Source organism: Bradyrhizobium sp. WSM3983 (genome assembly GCF_000473045.1).
In the GTDB taxonomy this organism is placed as follows: Bacteria; Pseudomonadota; Alphaproteobacteria; order Rhizobiales; family Xanthobacteraceae; genus Bradyrhizobium.
Genome location: NZ_AXAY01000046.1, coordinates 1 through 15,133, shown reverse-complemented (window position 1 = coordinate 15,133; position 15,133 = coordinate 1). Strand labels below are relative to the sequence as shown.

Annotated in this window: 14 protein-coding genes and 1 riboswitch; of the genes, 4 read left to right on the top strand and 10 right to left on the bottom strand. The window is 65.2% G+C overall.

Translation table 11 applies throughout. The features are described 5' to 3' along the window. Window positions 1-13: 13 nt before the first annotated feature. A riboswitch (ZMP/ZTP riboswitch) is annotated at window positions 14-95 on the bottom strand. A 59-nt stretch (window positions 96-154) separates the two neighbouring features. Beyond that, on the bottom strand, window positions 155-1,873 hold the full coding sequence (locus YUA_RS0138005) for a heparinase II/III family protein (protein ID WP_027535335.1): 1,719 nt from the start codon (window positions 1,871-1,873) through the stop codon (window positions 155-157). 156 nt (window positions 1,874-2,029) lie between these two features. Continuing rightward, a complete protein-coding gene (locus tag YUA_RS0138000) occupies window positions 2,030-3,376 on the bottom strand; it encodes an RsmB/NOP family class I SAM-dependent RNA methyltransferase (protein WP_027535334.1) in 1,347 nt (448 codons plus the stop codon). A 188-nt stretch (window positions 3,377-3,564) separates the two neighbouring features. Here YUA_RS0138000 and YUA_RS0137995 point away from each other — a divergent pair, with 188 nt between their 5' ends. Together YUA_RS0137995 and YUA_RS0137990 are read left to right on the top strand one after the other, a co-directional pair. After that, window positions 3,565-3,774, top strand: coding sequence for a DUF1674 domain-containing protein (locus YUA_RS0137995; protein WP_027535333.1), 210 nt, complete (start codon window positions 3,565-3,567; stop codon window positions 3,772-3,774). Window positions 3,775-3,847: 73 nt separating this feature from the next. Next, window positions 3,848-4,438, top strand: coding sequence for a thermonuclease family protein (locus YUA_RS0137990; protein WP_027535332.1), 591 nt, complete (start codon window positions 3,848-3,850; stop codon window positions 4,436-4,438). Window positions 4,439-4,490: 52 nt separating this feature from the next. Here the strand turns inward: YUA_RS0137990 and YUA_RS0137985 are convergent, their stop codons facing one another. Both YUA_RS0137985 and acs read right to left on the bottom strand, forming a co-directional pair. After that, window positions 4,491-5,000: a L,D-transpeptidase gene (locus YUA_RS0137985; RefSeq protein WP_027535331.1), complete on the bottom strand. Its 510-nt coding sequence runs from the start codon at window positions 4,998-5,000 to the stop codon at window positions 4,491-4,493. Between the two features lie 343 nt (window positions 5,001-5,343). Further along, the gene (gene acs, locus YUA_RS0137980; protein ID WP_027535330.1) at window positions 5,344-7,290 is read right to left on the bottom strand and encodes an acetate--CoA ligase; all 1,947 of its coding nucleotides are present in this window, start codon (window positions 7,288-7,290) and stop codon (window positions 5,344-5,346) included. A 398-nt stretch (window positions 7,291-7,688) separates the two neighbouring features. On the opposite strand from acs, the gene YUA_RS0137975 reads away from it, so the two are divergent. Further along, window positions 7,689-8,858 (top strand): DNA topoisomerase IB, encoded by a 1,170-nt coding sequence (locus tag YUA_RS0137975; protein WP_027535329.1) that lies wholly within the window; start codon window positions 7,689-7,691, stop codon window positions 8,856-8,858. Between the two features lie 12 nt (window positions 8,859-8,870). Here the strand turns inward: YUA_RS0137975 and YUA_RS0137970 are convergent, their stop codons facing one another. Continuing rightward, window positions 8,871-9,326: an SRPBCC domain-containing protein gene (locus YUA_RS0137970; protein ID WP_027535328.1), complete on the bottom strand. Its 456-nt coding sequence runs from the start codon at window positions 9,324-9,326 to the stop codon at window positions 8,871-8,873. Between the two features lie 199 nt (window positions 9,327-9,525). Between YUA_RS0137970 and YUA_RS0137965 the strand changes: the two genes are divergently transcribed. Then, the gene (locus YUA_RS0137965) at window positions 9,526-10,620 is read left to right on the top strand and encodes an adenylate/guanylate cyclase domain-containing protein (RefSeq protein WP_027535327.1); all 1,095 of its coding nucleotides are present in this window, start codon (window positions 9,526-9,528) and stop codon (window positions 10,618-10,620) included. Window positions 10,621-10,672: 52 nt separating this feature from the next. On the opposite strand, the gene YUA_RS0137960 is transcribed toward YUA_RS0137965, so the two are convergent. The 5 genes from YUA_RS0137960 to YUA_RS0137940 form a co-directional block, all read right to left on the bottom strand. Continuing rightward, a complete protein-coding gene (locus tag YUA_RS0137960; RefSeq protein WP_035972816.1) occupies window positions 10,673-11,626 on the bottom strand; it encodes a tetratricopeptide repeat protein in 954 nt (317 codons plus the stop codon). Window positions 11,627-11,628: 2 nt separating this feature from the next. Beyond that, a complete protein-coding gene (locus tag YUA_RS0137955; RefSeq protein WP_051383612.1) occupies window positions 11,629-12,753 on the bottom strand; it encodes an AAA family ATPase in 1,125 nt (374 codons plus the stop codon). Between the two features lie 47 nt (window positions 12,754-12,800). Next, window positions 12,801-13,271, bottom strand: a complete 471-nt coding sequence (locus tag YUA_RS47340; protein WP_027535324.1) for a hypothetical protein — start codon at window positions 13,269-13,271, stop codon at window positions 12,801-12,803. A gap of 224 nt (window positions 13,272-13,495) precedes the next feature. Beyond that, window positions 13,496-13,909 carry an EVE domain-containing protein gene (locus YUA_RS0137945; protein ID WP_027535323.1) on the bottom strand — a complete coding sequence of 138 codons (414 nt, stop codon included), beginning with the start codon at window positions 13,907-13,909 and terminating at the stop codon, window positions 13,496-13,498. A gap of 2 nt (window positions 13,910-13,911) precedes the next feature. Beyond that, window positions 13,912-14,892 (bottom strand): NAD(P)H-dependent glycerol-3-phosphate dehydrogenase, encoded by a 981-nt coding sequence (locus YUA_RS0137940; protein WP_027535322.1) that lies wholly within the window; start codon window positions 14,890-14,892, stop codon window positions 13,912-13,914. Between the last annotated feature and the right edge of the window lie 241 nt (window positions 14,893-15,133).

The following is a 15,133-nucleotide window of genomic DNA, read 5'->3' as shown; positions in this document are numbered from 1 at the left end:
CTGTCTTAAGGAGTGTCTATGCCCAGGCGCGCGGCTTGTATGTCTCGCGCTTCCCGATGGTGCTCCATCCAAGGTCGCCAGTCGCGCGAACGAGCGCTCGATAGCAGCTTTCCGCGTTCGCCTCAACGGCTAGATAGGGCCGGATCGCGCCTGTTTACAGCGGAAGTTCCGGCTCGCGCCGCGCATTTCTGCGGGCATTGGTGACCGCCGGCGAGGCCGTGGAACGCACAAAACTCCAGCGGATCGAGGGCGCCTGGCGGGCATCCTGGCGGATCACGATCTGGGCGGTGCGACGGGGGCCGTCATTGCCGGCCAGGAACACACTGTCCTCGAGATCGACCTTGTCGTCGAGGGCCTCAAAGGTCCAGACGTCGCGGTTCGGCAGCACCAGCATCACGCCGCGGGCATCCGACAGCCGGCTCGCCTTCACTGCCGGGTGCAGATGGAAGCGCAGCGCGAATTCGGCGTTAGCACCCTTGAGGCGCGCGCCCTGCGGCGGCGACAGCGTATCCTCGCCGTCGATCCGCGCGCCGTCATTGGCGACCATCAGGACGCGGCGATGGATCACGCCGAACTTGGCGAGATAGCCGTCATGCGAGGTCGTGAGCAGCGTGCCATCCTGCACGATTTCGCGATAGCTTTCAACCTCATGAGGTCCGCTGGTGATCGGCGCGCCGCGCAGCAGCCGCTTCATCGCTGACATCTCGACGAACTGGCAGGACGACGTCTCGTGATAGGTCAGCGTCGAATGCGCCGCGGTGCCGCGCGCGAACGGCCGCCAATTGTCGCGGCCCGTGGTCGGCATGCCGCAATTGGTCACGATCCGGCTGATGCCGGAGGACAATTCGAATGACAGGCAGCCGGCATGTGCGTCGTGGCTGACGCCAGGGGGCGGCGGCGGGCCGGTGTCGATGATCAGCGTGGTCGGGCCTGCATCGAGGCGCTGGAAGCCGGTATGCGGCATGTTCGCCATCGGCGCGCCATGGGCGTCATCATAGGCGAGCAGCGTTGCAAGCTGGTCCGACGGCGTTGCGCTCATGCCGTTGAACAACGCGAAATTGCCGTCGCCGTGCCGGAAGAAGCGCAGCATCGGCATCATGCGGTCGATCGCATTGAGCAGCGCCGGCGGCGGCGCGATGTTGCGCGCGGCAAAGGTCTGCCGCAGCGGCAACAGGTCGATCAGGAGCTCGATCAGTGCGCCGGGGTTCCGGGAGATGTGGCCGCCGTCGGGGAGAATCTGCCGCTGCAACTCGTCGGAGAGCTTTTTCGATGCGCTGCGGATATGACTGGCCCGATTGGCGAGGCAGAGCGTCGTGTAGCACAGCGCGATCAGCACCTGGAGCTTCGGCACTCCATCCGGAATATTGACCATGGTGTAGCGCAGGAAGCGGATCTCGCGTGCCAGTGCGCGCAGATAGCGGCGGTAGAACTTGTTGTCGGTGTCGTTGAGCACCAGCGGCGCCTGCGACAGCAGCGAGATCACGCGCCGCGCCAGCACGTCGGCGCGACGGGCGACGGGGCGGCGCTTGTTCGCGGGATTGCTGATCCAGTCCTCGACCAGCGCGCGCGCATTCGCCCGGGTCAGCGCAGTGTCGGCGGCGCGCAGGTGCCGCAGCCAGCCGAAGCCGAGCAGCGCGACCTCCCAATCCTCCGAAGGCGGATCGAGATCGAAGATCGAGCGGCCGTGGCAGTTGACGATCTTGCCGGCGAAGACGAAGCGCCCGGCATAGATCTCGGCGGCGCGCGTCGCATCCGCGGTACGCAGATCATGCGGCGCGATGATCAGCCGATCGGTCCGGCCGGGCCAGACCCGCGACAGCGCAACCGAACCGCCGCTCGCGCGCGCGAGCATGTTCCGCGCGAAGCGGTTCATCACCAGCGTCGAGATACGTCTGCGTTGAGCGACCGACACGCCTTGCCTTGAAGGGGAGAGGATTCCGACGAATCCTTATTAATCCCAAAATCGGCCGGCTGACACCACCTTGAATGACCTCGAATCAGTCCAGCGGTAGCAAAATCCGGTGCAAAATCAGGATTTAACGAGCCGGGCCGCGAAAAATCCGTCGAGCCCGCCGAGCTTCGGGTCGGCGTGCGGCAGGTGGCTCGGCAGCGTCCGGAGATCGCCCTCAGTGGTAATGATCTCGCTGAGCCCGGAGACCTCGCTGGCCTCGACCGACACGCGGCGAAGCGCAGGCTCCGCGGCCAGCAGCGTGGCGACGGCCTGCTCGCCTTCTTCGGGTTCCAGCGAACAGGTGCAGTAGACCAAAGTCCCGCCTGGCTTGAGCAGCGAGACGGATTTGCGCAGCAGCCGTTGTTGGAGAACGGTCATCGCGGCGACGTCGGAGTCCTGTCGCAGCCATGCAACATCCGGGTGCCGACGGATCGTCCCGGTCGAGGTGCAGGGCGCATCGATCAGGATCCCATCGAGGCCATCCGCTGGGCCCGCCCATTCCACGGCGTCGGCGACAACGGTCTCGGCCTGGAGCGACAGCCGGTTCAGGTTTTCGCGCAGACGCGCCACCCGGGCGGGCGAGCGGTCGATCGCGGTGACTTGCGCGCCAGCCTGCGCCAGCTGCGCGGTCTTGCCGCCGGGCGCGGCACAGAGATCGGCAATGGATTTGCCCGAGACATCGCCGAACAGCCGGACCGGCAGCGCGGCGGCGGCGTCCTGCACCCACCATTGTCCTTCGGTGAAGCCGGGCAGCATCGTCACCGCACCGTGCAGGACCGTGCGCACCGATCCGGTCGGCAGCACTTCGCCGTGCAGCCGGCTCGCCCATTGCGCGGCGTCGGACTTCACCGTGAGATCGAGCGACGGTTCGTGGCCGAGCGCGAGCGCCATGTCCCGTGCTGTCGCCTCGCCGTAATGCGCGCTCCAGCGCGCCAGTAGCCAGGGCGGCAGGTCCAGCGATTGTGTCGCGACCTCCTCGACCAGCGCCTGGCCCTCGCGCGCACAGCGGCGCAGCACGGCGTTGACGAGGCCGGCATAGCGCGCGGCGCGCCGATCGGATTGCACCAGACGAACGGAGAGATCGACCGCGGCGTGATCGGGCACGTCCATCCAGAGGATCTGGGCGGCGCCGATCAGGAGCGCGCTTTGCGCGCGCGGTGCGTCGGATGGGATTCCCTTGTCGAGCAGGCGCGACAGCACATGGCCGAGCGTGCCGAGGCGGCGCAGGATAGTTGCGACCAGGCGCCTCATCAGCGCGCGGTCACGGTCGGCAAGCGTCTTCAGTCCGGGATGGGCGCCGGAGCCGTCGAGCTGGTCGTCAAGCGTGCGGTGCTTGTGCAAGACGCCGTCGACGATGTCGGCAGCGATCCGCCGCGCCGCGAGACCGGGCACTTCGGATGGAGGGGCGAAACGTTGAGATGGCATGCGGAAGTAAGGTTCTGAGCGAGCGGCAGTTCCGCCAATATGGGCGCATGCCTTAAGAACACCAGCTGTGACATGCGAATATGCCAAATGTAAGAATGGCCTCTGGCGATTTCAGTCCGTCGCGGCCATTTCAGCAATGCGCAATTGGACGTCGCGCCACCTTCGATCCTGCGCTAGGACAGCCGACGATGAGTGACCAGCCTCCCGATCCCGATCGCAAGCCCCTGCCGCCGGCCGCCCAGCGCGCGCTGGCCGAAGCCGAGGCGCGCCGGCAAGCCGCCGCGGCCAATGCCAAGGACGATGCAAAGCCGGCACCGAAGGAAGTGCAGGGGCCGAAGGGACCCGAGCCCACGCGCTACGGCGATTGGGAGCGCAAAGGCATCGCCTCGGATTTTTGAGGCTCGGATTTTTCAAGCTCAGCTTTTTCAAGCTTACTTGCCGATCTGGCCGACTCAGCCATAGCGTGCGCGGATGTCGCGCTTCGACCCAGATAGCTCCTATCGGCCGTCGTACGGCGGCTCGCCATTTGGCCGGCGGTTCTCCGGACTGTTGCCGTGGATGTTCGTGGTCGGCATCGTGACGGCGGTGGTGCTCACCGTCCGGCATGGCACCACCTGGCCCGTTCTGCATCCAGCCGACGAGCGCGCGCGGGATGCCGAGATCATCCTGCAACAGACGACCAGTCCCGACGTTCGCCAGCCGGTCGACGTCATCCGCACCATCGACGGCGACACCTTTCTTGCGCGCGTGCATCAACAAGACGGGCGCGATCTTGTGGCGCGGGTTCGTCTGCGCGGCATCGATGCGCCTGAGATGAAGGCGTCCTGTCAGGACGAGTTGGACAAGGCGGAGGCAGCCACCGGGGCGCTGCGCAATCTGCTCGGCCAGGGCGGCGTCATCATCTACAATCTCGGCTCGGAGAAATACGGGCGCGTTCTCGCCGACGTCGCAACCAAACGGACCGCCAACGTTTCGGCGGCGATGCTCGCGGGCGGCTACGCGCGCAGCTACAATGGCGGCCACCGCGACCGCTGGTGCGCGCGGGGCTGGCGCTTCTGGTAACAAGAAAGCCGCGTCGAAGCGCGGCTTTCGCCGTTCATCCCTGATCCTTCGATCAGCGCGCCACGACCACCGTCGTGCCGACGGAGACGCGGCTGTAGAGATCGGTGATGTCGTCGTTGAGCATGCGGATGCAGCCATAGGAGACGAAGCCGCCGACCGAGCCCGGCACGTTGGTGCCATGGATGGCATATTCACCGCCGGCCAGCGTCATCGCCGCAACGCCCATCGGGTTGCGCGGCGAGCCGCCCGGGATCACGTCAGGAAGCTGCGGCTTGTCGCGCTTCACCTCGGCGGGCGGTGACCAGGCCGGATTGCGGTACTTGCCGTCGATGCGGGTGGTACCGGCCCATTGTTTGCCGGATTTGCCGACGCCGACCGGATAGCGGACGGCGTGGCCGTCATCGAGAATGAGATAGAGCCGCCGCTCGCTGGTTCTGACCACGATGGTGCCAGGCGAGTAGTTGGCGACGTGCGTCCCCACCATTTCCGGCCGGGCCTCGGCCGCCGTCGACATCAAGACCCCGATGGTGGCGGCCAGCGCCAGTGCAATCTTCATCGACATCAATTTTCCCCTCAGCCCCAAAACGGATCGTCCAAATTCACGCGGAACCGGCAATCGCCGCCTCGCCCAGACATTCTTAACCGCGCCTGTTAACCGGATGGTTTCCACGCGTGGCCGCAGAGGGTCAGTCAGCAGGGGGAACAAAGGAAATGTTCGAAATAAAGTAAATGACTTGAAAACAACACTCGGGGGAAAGATGCAGCCGCGCGCCCTGACAAGTGCGTGAGGTTGTGAACGGGGGGTGTTGTGGGGATGTGGTGCAGGCGGAGGGCGTCTCGTGTCCCGGACGCGGTGCAGCGCACCGCTAAGTGCGCTGCGCTGCGTCCGGGCACGAGCGCGGGCTCTACGCCGACTTCTTGTTCTGCCGGTTCTTCACGAGATCGTCGACCACGGCGGGGTCGGCCAAGGTCGAGGTGTCGCCCAGGCTGCCCGGTTCGTCCTCGGCGATCTTGCGCAGGATGCGGCGCATGATCTTGCCGGAGCGGGTCTTGGGCAGGCTGGGTGCGAACTGGATCTGGTCGGGCGAGGCGATTGGACCGATCTCCTTGCGCACCCAGGTGACGAGCTCCTTCCGCAGATCGTCGGTCGGCTCGACGCCGGCCATCAGGGTGACATAGGCGTAGATGCCCTGGCCCTTGATGTCGTGCGGGAAGCCGACCACGGCGGCTTCCGACACCTTCTCATGCGCGACCAGCGCGCTCTCGACTTCCGCGGTGCCCATGCGATGGCCGGAGACGTTGATGACGTCGTCGACGCGGCCGGTGATCCAGTAATAACCGTCGGCGTCGCGCCGGCAGCCGTCGCCGGTGAAGTATTTGCCCTTGTAGGTCGAGAAATAGGTCTGCTCGAAGCGTGCGTGATCGCCATAGACGGTGCGCATCTGGCCCGGCCATGAACGGGTCAGGCAGAGGTTGCCGGTGGTCTCACCCTCCAGCACCTTGCCGTCGGCATCGACAATTTCAGGTACCACGCCGAAGAACGGCTGCGTCGCCGAGCCCGGCTTGAGCTTGGTCGCGCCCGGCAGCGGCGTGATCAGAATGCCGCCGGTCTCGGTCTGCCACCAGGTGTCGACGATCGGGCAGCGGTCATCGCCGACGACGCGGTGATACCACTCCCAGGCTTCCGGATTGATGGGCTCGCCGACCGAGCCGAGCAGGCGGAGCGAGGCGCGCGAGGTCTTCTTCACGGGCTCGTCGCCCGACTGCATCAGTGCGCGGATCGCGGTCGGCGCGGTGTAGAAGATGTTGACCTTGTGCTTGTCGATGACGTTCCAGAACCGCGAATTATCCGGGTAATTCGGCACACCCTCGAACATCAGCGTGGTCGCGCCGTTGGCGAGCGGCCCGTAGAGAATGTAGCTGTGGCCGGTGACCCAGCCGACGTCGGCGGTGCACCAGTAGATGTCACCGTCGTGATAGTCAAAGACGTATTGATGCGTCATCGACGCAAACACGAGATAGCCGCCCGAGGTGTGCAGCACGCCCTTGGGCTGGCCGGTCGAGCCAGAGGTATAGAGGATGAACAGCGGATCCTCGGCGTGCATGTGCTCGGCCGGGCATTCGGTCGTCACCATCGCCGCTGCCTCGTGGTACCAGAGGTCGCGCGTCGGGTTCATGTCGATCTTGCCGCCGGTGCGCTTGACGACGACGACCCAGTCGACGCCATCGGCCTTGGCGAGCGCTGCGTCGACATTGGCCTTCAGCGGCACCTTCTTGCCGCCGCGCAGGCCCTCGTCCGCGGTGATGATGACCTTGGACTGGCAGTCGTTGATGCGCTGCGCGAGCGAGTCCGGCGAGAAGCCCGCGAACACCACCGAGTGGATCGCGCCGATCCGCGCGCAGGCCAGCATCGCATAGGCCGCTTCCGGAATCATCGGCAGGTAGATGGTGACGCGGTCGCCCTTCTTGACGTTACGGGTGCGCAGGATGTTGGCCATCCGGCAGACCTCGTCATGCAGCTCCTTGTAGGTGATGTGCCTGGACTGCGTGGGATCGTCGCCCTCCCAGATGATCGCGGTCTGGTTGGCGCGCTTGTGAAGATGCCGGTCGATGCAGTTGTGGGCGACGTTGAGGATGCCGTCCTCGAACCATTTGATCGAGATGTTGCCGGGCGCGAACGAGACGTTCTCGATCTTGGTCGGCGCGTGCATCCAGTCGATGCGCTTGGCCTGCTCGGCCCAGAACGCGTTCGGGTCCCCGATCGAGCGGGCGTACATGTCCTTGTACTTGGCCTGGTCGACCCAGGCACGCTTGGCCCATTCCGCGGGGACGTCGTAAATTTTCTCGGACATGTTTCCCTCCACATACGGCAAGCCAACGCTGGCGACGCGCAAGCCGACTTGATCGTTGAACCGATTATGCGTCGGGCTAACCGGGCCCGACAAGGTGCACAAGCTGGACCTTCGGTGAGCAGCCGGCCATGCGAAGAATCAAGCTGCGCGGGCCGGCTGTCGCAAATCTGAAACAGGCCGGAAGGCGGCATTCGGCTCTTTACCCAAATCTCCGGAATAGGCCCATGCAGGACGCCCATGCGTCGCAGGAGGTATCCAGAAACCGCTTTCACTCATTCGGGACTCGCAATGCGGTTCGGAACACCCTAAATGGCCAACCCGGGTCCATAGAGACCCCTTGGAACAAAAATCAGAACAGCGGCATTGACCGGCAACAGACAGGGCTAAGGCTTAAACCTATGATGGATCAGCAGAATTTCGGGACGATGCGGCCCGCTTCGGCCGATCCTGCTGCCATTGCGCTGGCCAAAGCCCTCGGACAATGGCCGAAACCGGCCGGTTCCAACGGTCCCAGCCCGAAAAAGATGTTCGATTCGGCGCCGGCGGCGACGGTCGAGGCCCTTGCCAAGGAGCTTGGCCTGCGGCTCGGCGACCAAAACGAGCTCACCATCCGCCGCATCCGCCGGGGCAAGGGCTATTCCTTCGTCCGCCCGAACGGCGCCCATATCCGTGACGCCCGCACCATTCGCCGGCTCCACGCCATGGCGGTGCCGCCGGCCTATCGCGAGGTGCGCTATTCGGCCGATCCGAGCACGCATCTCCAGGCAGTGGGTCGCGATGCCGCGGGCCGGCTGCAATATCGCTATCACGCCGACTGGGAGAAGGTCCGCGAGCACCGTAAGGCGCATCGCCTGGAAAAGCTCGTCAGGGCGCTGCCCAAAATCCGGCGCAAGGTCTCGGCGTTCCTGTCGGGTGACGAGCCGACGCGCGAATTCGCACTCTCGGCGGTGATCGAGCTGATCGCGCGCACCGCGATCCGTCCCGGAAACGAATCCTATGCCCGCCTCAACGGCACCCGCGGCGCGACCACGCTGCTCAAGTCCAACGTCACGCTGGAAGACGACTGCTTCGTGCTGACCTTCAAGGCGAAGGGCGGCAAGGCCGTGCGCAAGGTGTGCGATGCCGCCAAGCTGGTGCGCGCCATCGGCATTTTGCAGGGCGTTCCCGGCAAGCGCATGTTCCAGTATCGCGATGCCTACGGCATCGTGCGCGCGGTCAGCACCACGCAGGTGAACGCGTTCCTGCGCGAGATCGCCGGCATCAAGATTTCGCTGAAGGATTTTCGCACGCTGATGGCCTCGGCCGTCGTCGTCGAATCCTTGTCGCGGATTACGCCGGCAACCAGCCAGCGCGGCCGCAAGAAGCAGGTGCTGGACGCGATCCGCGCCGCCGCCGACAAACTCTCGAACACGCCGGCAATCTGCCGCAAGAGCTATGTCCACGACACCATCGTCACCGCCTTCGAGGACGGCATCCTCGAACGCTTCGCCGCGACCATGAAGGGCCAGCGATCGCAGGCCCGGCGCGAGCAGCTTCTGCAGCAAGTCGTCGCGACCGCGGCGGTGTAACCCGCCGCATTGCTACATTTTGTCTGAAACGCCGTTGTCGGGACCGGGATCGCTACCTCCGGCAGCGACCGTGAGCCGGCCCAGATAATGCGCCCAACCCTTGCTATGCGCAGCGACCTGCTCTTCGTTCGGCAGCCCGCTATGGGTCATGCGCAGCAACGTGCCGCCGTCGCGCTCGATCAGGTCGATCTCGATCAGGCTCGATCCAGGCGGCACTTCCTGGCCGCCGTCCCAGCCGAACGTGTAGGCCAGGCGATGCACCGGCACGACCTCGCGAAAGGCGCCGCGGGCCACGGCGCCCCGCGGGCCGATGCCCTTCAGCAAATAGAGCCCGCCGGGATGCGGCTCGGTGGTTGCATCCGAGCCCATCCAGCTCAGGATCTTCTCGGGATCGGTCAAATAGGCGAAGACGGTGGCGCGCGGGGCTGCGATCTGGGTTTCGCGTCGCAATACGAACGGCTCGGTCATCGGCGATCATCCCTGGGCGTGAGCCCCGTTCCGACGGAGTCGGAACGACGCTCTAGCTTCTTGTTTTGACGCGTTTTCCTTACGCGAACCGGTATCCACTTCGCTTGAAAACGCTCTGATACTGGCACATGGCGGCGCCAAAGCAGCCCGTCAAGGATTGCCCGTGACAAAGGCGGCCCTCTTTCGCCATCATAAGATCATGCAACTCTCTCCGACCCTCGCTTGGCTTGTCGACGCCGCCTCGGCCAGTCCCAGCGCCGATCGCCTGCTCGCGGACCTCGGTGCCCATCTGCTCGCCGATGGCGTGCCGCTTGCGGCAGGTAGCCTGACGCTTGAGGTGCCGCATCCGCTGATCGCGGAGCGGACATGGCTGTGGCGCGCGGAGAATGGCCGGGTGATCGAGGCGCTCGGCTTCGCACCCGGCGGACTGGCACCGGATCTGCCGACCGATGCCGGGCGCCGCTGGCTGCGCGACATCGCAGGCGGCGAGGTGCACGAAGACATCGTCGGCAGGCCCGGCGGCCCGCTCCTCGGCTGGATCGGACCGCGTCAGTTCACCGCCGACGAAATCGAGCAATTGCGCCAGGCCGCGCGATTTGGCGCAACGCCCCTTGCCGTACTGGCCGCGCGCGCCACATTGCGGGCGACCCTGGAGGCCTATCTCGGCAAGCGTAGCGCCGAGCGTGTGCTGGCGGCGCCGTTGCGGCGAGACCTCGGCGAGACCATTCAGGCCGCACTGCTCTATGCCGATCTGCGCGGCTTCACCACCTTGTCGGAGACAAGTCCGCCGGCCGATGTCATCGCCGCGCTCGATGCCTGGTTCGATCGAATCGCCGGTGCCGTTCACGCCTTCGGCGGCGAGGTGTTGAAGTTCATCGGCGATGGCGTGCTCGCGATCTTTCCGGTGGTGGAGGCATCACCGCGCCGCGCGTGCGATGCTGCTCTGCGTGCCGCAAGCGCAGCCGAAGCCGGGATGGCGTATCTCAACGCGGAGCGCGGCGCGCAAGGACTGCCGCTGCTCGCATTCGGTGCCGCGCTTCATCTCGGCGAGATGCTCTGGGGAAATATCGGCGCCGCCAATCGACTGGATTTCACGGCGATCGGCCCCGCCGTCAACCTCGCCAGCCGGCTCGAGGGATTGTGCAAGCCGCTCGGCAGGACCGTGCTGGTGTCGGGCGCGCTCGCCGCCGAGACGGACATGCCTCTGATCGCGCTCGGACTGCACAAGCTGCGCGGCATTGCATCGCCTTGCGAGGTCCTCGCGTTGCCGGAGATACAGGGGCGGACATCGTAGCCGGGACGGAGCAGCTTTTCGGCAGGTCGTCGCGACCGCGGCGGTCTAGAAATCAGGTCGGCGGCAGCTCGCCGGGATTGCTCTTCGCAGGATCATTGTCTTTCACCTGCCCGCGCAGCCGGTCGCGTTCCGACCTTGCGAAATCGTTGTCGGGCGCCAGCGTGACCGCGCTTTCCAGTGCCGCCAGGGCGTCACGCGGCTTGCCCGTGGTTTCGAAGATCACGGCCCGCGCCAGCAGGCCGCGCGGATCTTTCGGGGCGCGCTTGCCGAATTCGTCGAAATCGCGCAAGGCGGCGTCATAGTTCTCCTGAGCCTGCTGGGCCTCGCCGCGCGCCAGGTAGTAGTCGGCATTGTTGGCCTGCCGCCTGATTGCTTCGTTCAAATCGGAGAGCGCCTTCGCGTACTCCTTCTGCCGCAGGTAAGCGAAGCCGCGATAATAGTATGCGACGGCCGCTTGCAGCCAAGGTGTGGTCGGACTGGCCGATTTGTTCAAGTCCAGAAGCGCCGCGTCGTAATCTCCGCGGTTCATGTAGATCCAGGCGCGGTCGTTCAGGGCTGGGGCATAATCAGGCTGAATCTTCAGTGCGGCATTGAAGTCGGATATCGCGCTGTCCGGCTGCTTGTCGCGTCGCATGAAGCCCCGCTGCGTATAGACCGATGCCAGCCTCGAGCCGGATATCTTGCCGTCATCGATCACCTTCGTGCAGGCGCTCTCCGAAGATTCGCCACGATTGGCAAAGCAGCTCATCACTTCGAGGTCAACCGGATTGACGGTCGTCGTCTTGATGGGCGTTGCGGGGGCTGTTGTCGTAGCCCTCTGCGCGATCGGCTTGGCCCAGGCTCCGGCGTTGCCCCAGGCGCCGGTGTTGACCGGCTTGCTGATCAGGATCCAGCCCGTGATCAGCACGGCCATCGCGGTGGGCCATGCATACCACGACCACCGATACCAGGGATCGATGCTCCACAATGCGCCGTGCAACGCAACGATACGGGCTGCAGGCTTCATGGTCAGCTGTCCCGGATCGCTGATTGAATGTCGCCGAGCTCGAACTCGGCGACGCTCGCATTGGGATCTCGCGACGTGCGCAGGGCATGCGCCTCACGGGTCTTTTCGAGCAGCGTTCGCATCGAGCGTGCGTTGCCCCACTGCGGATCGTCGCGTTGTGCGTCGACCCATGGCGCGAGCGCCGCTTCGAAGCCGATCGGCAGCAGGTATTGCTGCTCGGACGCCATGGTACGGAAGATTTCGCAGAGCTCGATACCGTCGTAGGGCGGGAAGTCGATCGTCTTGGTGAAGCGGCTGGCAAGCCCGGGGTTGCTGGCGATGAACCGGTGCATCTCGGCGGGATAGCCGGCGACGATCACGACCAAGCGATCGCGGTGATCTTCCATGTATTTCAGCAGCGCCTCGATGGCCTCGCGGCCGAAATCACCCTTCCATTCCGCCGCGCTGAGGCTGTAGGCCTCGTCGATGAACAGGACACCGTCGAGCGCGGAGCGGCAGACGTCGAGCGTCTTCGGCGCGGTCTGGCCGACATAGCTTGCGACGAGCTGGCTGCGGTCGGCTTCGATCAGGTGTCCTTTGCGCAGCACGCCGAGCGAGCGATAGATGTCGCCGATGGCGCGCGCGACCACGGTCTTGCCGACGCCGGGAGGTCCGGTGAACACCATATGCCGGCTCGTGGCGAACACCGGCAGGCCCTGCTCGCGCCGCCGGCGCTCGACCTCCAGGCTCGCGAGCAGCTTGTTGATCTCGGTCTTGACCGAGACGAGCCCGACCATCATGTCGAGGTCGTCAAGTGCATCGTCCGCGGTGCGTGTCACCATCCGGGTCTCGCCGGTCGCGGAATCGGTCGTCAGCCTGCGGCCGTAGGTGTAGCCGCTTCCGATCGGGACGAAGCCCGATGCCGTGGGGTCGGCTCCGAGGCGGGAGGCGATATAGCCGACGCCGGTCGCAGAGATGATCGTCAGCGCGACGCCGACGAAGCGCAGCGCGGTCATCTCGGAGAGCAGCGAGCCGATCCAGCCGAAAAAGCCGACCTGCGGATTGAACAGCAGCGCGCTGACCCCTGCCGTCACCACGCCGATCAGGATGAAGGCGAGGATGAAGCGCGCGTTCAGAAAATTCTGCATTCAAGACTCACTTGCAAATCTCACCTGCTCTCACCTGCGCGTAAATCTCACTTGCACGGCGGGCGCGCAGGCCATCGCACCGTGACGGTGCTGGAGCCGCTTAGCGGCTCCATCCGTGCCGTCGGATAAAGGGATACGAGCAAACCCTTGGCGTCGCCGTCCGCGGTCAGCGGGTCGAGCCCGCCGCTGTCAGGCAGCGGGTTTGGCAGGGCAATCCTCTGCGGCTGGTCGGTGACGCGGAACGAAGGCGATCGGTATTTGCTAGTGCGGAACGTGACGGTGCCGCCGGCAGGATTGCCCGGCGTCGACACCGTGATGAATGCGACGGGGTAGCGGCATTGCCGGTTGTCGGATTGCGCGATCCGTTGGCCATCCGGTGTCAGGGTCGGAATGGCATCGGCCACCTGCTCCTGCGGCACCAGCGCGATGACGGGTGCGTCGGGCTCCGCGCGCGTGGTCAAGAACCATCCCATGATGGCCCCGATCATCGCCGCGCCGGCCAGCAGCATCGCCAGCATCGATGAAACATCTTTTCGGGGACGGAATGGAAAGGCCCCTGTGGAGCCGTCTGTGGACCCTGGCGATTGCTCGCCGCCGTCCCTTTCCTGCATCGCCATGACGCGAGAAGACCTGTTGAACGTCCATTCCTGCGCCAAATTTAGGAATTCTGTCGGCGGATATCAATGGTTGTGACGAGCCTGACGCGCTATCACAAAGCCGTCACAAGTCGGCCTTGGCGCTCTTACAGCCCGCCCATCTTGCAGACGAGCTTCCACTCCTCCGCCGTCACCGGCTGCACCGACAGGCGCGAATATTTCACCAGCGCCATGTCGGCGAATTTTTTTTCGGCCTTGATCGCCGCCATCGTCACCGGTGTCTTCAAGGGCTTGTCAGCCTTGATGTCGACGCAGACGAACTTTTCGGTCTTGTCGGTCGGATCGGGATAGGCCTCCTTGATGACTTCCGCGATGCCGACGATCTCCTTGCCCTCGTTGGAATGATAGAAGAACGCCTTGTCGCCCTTCTTCATGTTCACGAGATTGATGCGTGCTGTGTAATTGCGCACGCCGGTCCAGGCCTCGCCCTTGGCGCCCTTCGCGACCTGCTGGTCCCAGGACCACACCGATGGTTCGGATTTCACCAGCCAGTACGCCATGTTTATTCCTCTGCCTTGAAGGGGCGCGTCATCAGCCCCGAGATCGCGGCGTCGATCGTGCTCTTCCCGCTCAGAATCGACGCGACTGCTTCTGATACCGGCATCTCGATGTTCTGCGAAGCTGCGAGCTCGATCAGCACTGGCGCCGTGAATTCGCCTTCGGCCAGTTTGCCCATGGGCGGCTGTTCGCCGCGTCCGAGCGCCAGCCCCAACGCGTAATTACGCGACTGCGGGCTCGAACAGGTCAGGATCAAATCGCCAAGGCCGGACAAGCCCGTGAGCGTCTCACCGCGTGCGCCGAGCGCGCGACCCAAACGTGCCAGTTCGGCAAAGCCGCGGGTCGTGAGCGCCGCCTGGGCGGAAGCGCCGAGCTTGCGTCCGACTGCGATTCCGACTGCAATCGCGAGCACGTTCTTGGCCGCGCCGCCGATCTCGACGCCGCGGACATCCGTGGTGTGATAGGGCCGGAAGGTCGCCGAGCCCAATGCCTGCACCAGGCTGCTGGCCAGGGCTTCGTCCTTCGCCGCCAGCGTCACCGCCGTCGGCAGGCCGCGCGCGACGTCGTCGGCAAAGCTCGGACCCGACAGGATTGCGGGCTGCGCATGCGGCGCGGCTTCCGCGATCACATCGGTCATGAACTTGTGGGTGCCGTGCTCGATGCCCTTGGCGCAGGCGATCACCGGCAAAGGCCCTGTGACGTGCGAGGCCAGCATGTTGACCGCGCCGCGCAGATGCTGCGCCGGGGTTGCGATCAGCAGCATGTCGGCACGCGCGGCGAGCGACAGCTCGCTTGTCACGACGATCTCCGGCGCGAGCCGCACGCCGGGCAGTCGCGGATTGTCACGGGTCGCGGCGATCCGTGTGGCATGCTCCGCATTACGCGCCCACAGCGTCACGTTCCGTCCGGCGCGTGCGGCCACCGTCGCCAGCGCCGTACCCCAGGCACCCGCGCCGATCACCGCGACGGAGTGGAACGCGGTCATGGTGCGCTCCCTCCACTCCCTCTCCCCGCTTGCGGCAGGGCAATCGCATATGAAAACTTGTCCCTGCGGCCATCCTTCGAGACGCCCGCTTTGGGCGGGCTCCTCAGGATGAGGGCGGAGTATGCGGCAGCAGTTTCAAAGGGGCACTGACGCTGGTTAGCCTCATCCTGAGGAGGCGCGTAAGCGCCGTCTCGAAGGACGAGGCGTGCGCGCAGGTCGCCGCAACGAGTCATATGCGATT

Bases quoted from the DNA above. Each gene is read 5' to 3' on its own strand.
- YUA_RS0137985 (WP_027535331.1), bottom strand. From the start codon at position 5,000: ATGTCGATGAAGATTGCACTGGCGCTGGCCGCCACCATCGGGGTCTTG.
- YUA_RS47340 (WP_027535324.1), bottom strand. From the start codon at position 13,271: ATGCTGGCGATGCTGCTGGCCGGCGCGGCGATGATCGGGGCCATCATG.
- YUA_RS0137975 (WP_027535329.1), top strand. From the start codon at position 7,689: ATGATGGATCAGCAGAATTTCGGGACGATGCGGCCCGCTTCGGCCGAT.
- YUA_RS0137960 (WP_035972816.1), bottom strand. From the start codon at position 11,626: ATGAAGCCTGCAGCCCGTATCGTTGCGTTGCACGGCGCATTGTGGAGC.
- YUA_RS0137940 (WP_027535322.1), bottom strand. From the start codon at position 14,892: ATGACCGCGTTCCACTCCGTCGCGGTGATCGGCGCGGGTGCCTGGGGT.
- YUA_RS0137990 (WP_027535332.1), top strand. From the start codon at position 3,848: ATGTCGCGCTTCGACCCAGATAGCTCCTATCGGCCGTCGTACGGCGGC.
- acs (WP_027535330.1), bottom strand. From the start codon at position 7,290: ATGTCCGAGAAAATTTACGACGTCCCCGCGGAATGGGCCAAGCGTGCC.
- YUA_RS0137995 (WP_027535333.1), top strand. From the start codon at position 3,565: ATGAGTGACCAGCCTCCCGATCCCGATCGCAAGCCCCTGCCGCCGGCC.
- YUA_RS0137965 (WP_027535327.1), top strand. From the start codon at position 9,526: ATGCAACTCTCTCCGACCCTCGCTTGGCTTGTCGACGCCGCCTCGGCC.
- YUA_RS0137945 (WP_027535323.1), bottom strand. From the start codon at position 13,909: ATGGCGTACTGGCTGGTGAAATCCGAACCATCGGTGTGGTCCTGGGAC.
- YUA_RS0138005 (WP_027535335.1), bottom strand. From the start codon at position 1,873: ATGAACCGCTTCGCGCGGAACATGCTCGCGCGCGCGAGCGGCGGTTCG.
- YUA_RS0138000 (WP_027535334.1), bottom strand. From the start codon at position 3,376: ATGCCATCTCAACGTTTCGCCCCTCCATCCGAAGTGCCCGGTCTCGCG.
- YUA_RS0137970 (WP_027535328.1), bottom strand. From the start codon at position 9,326: ATGACCGAGCCGTTCGTATTGCGACGCGAAACCCAGATCGCAGCCCCG.
- YUA_RS0137955 (WP_051383612.1), bottom strand. From the start codon at position 12,753: ATGCAGAATTTTCTGAACGCGCGCTTCATCCTCGCCTTCATCCTGATC.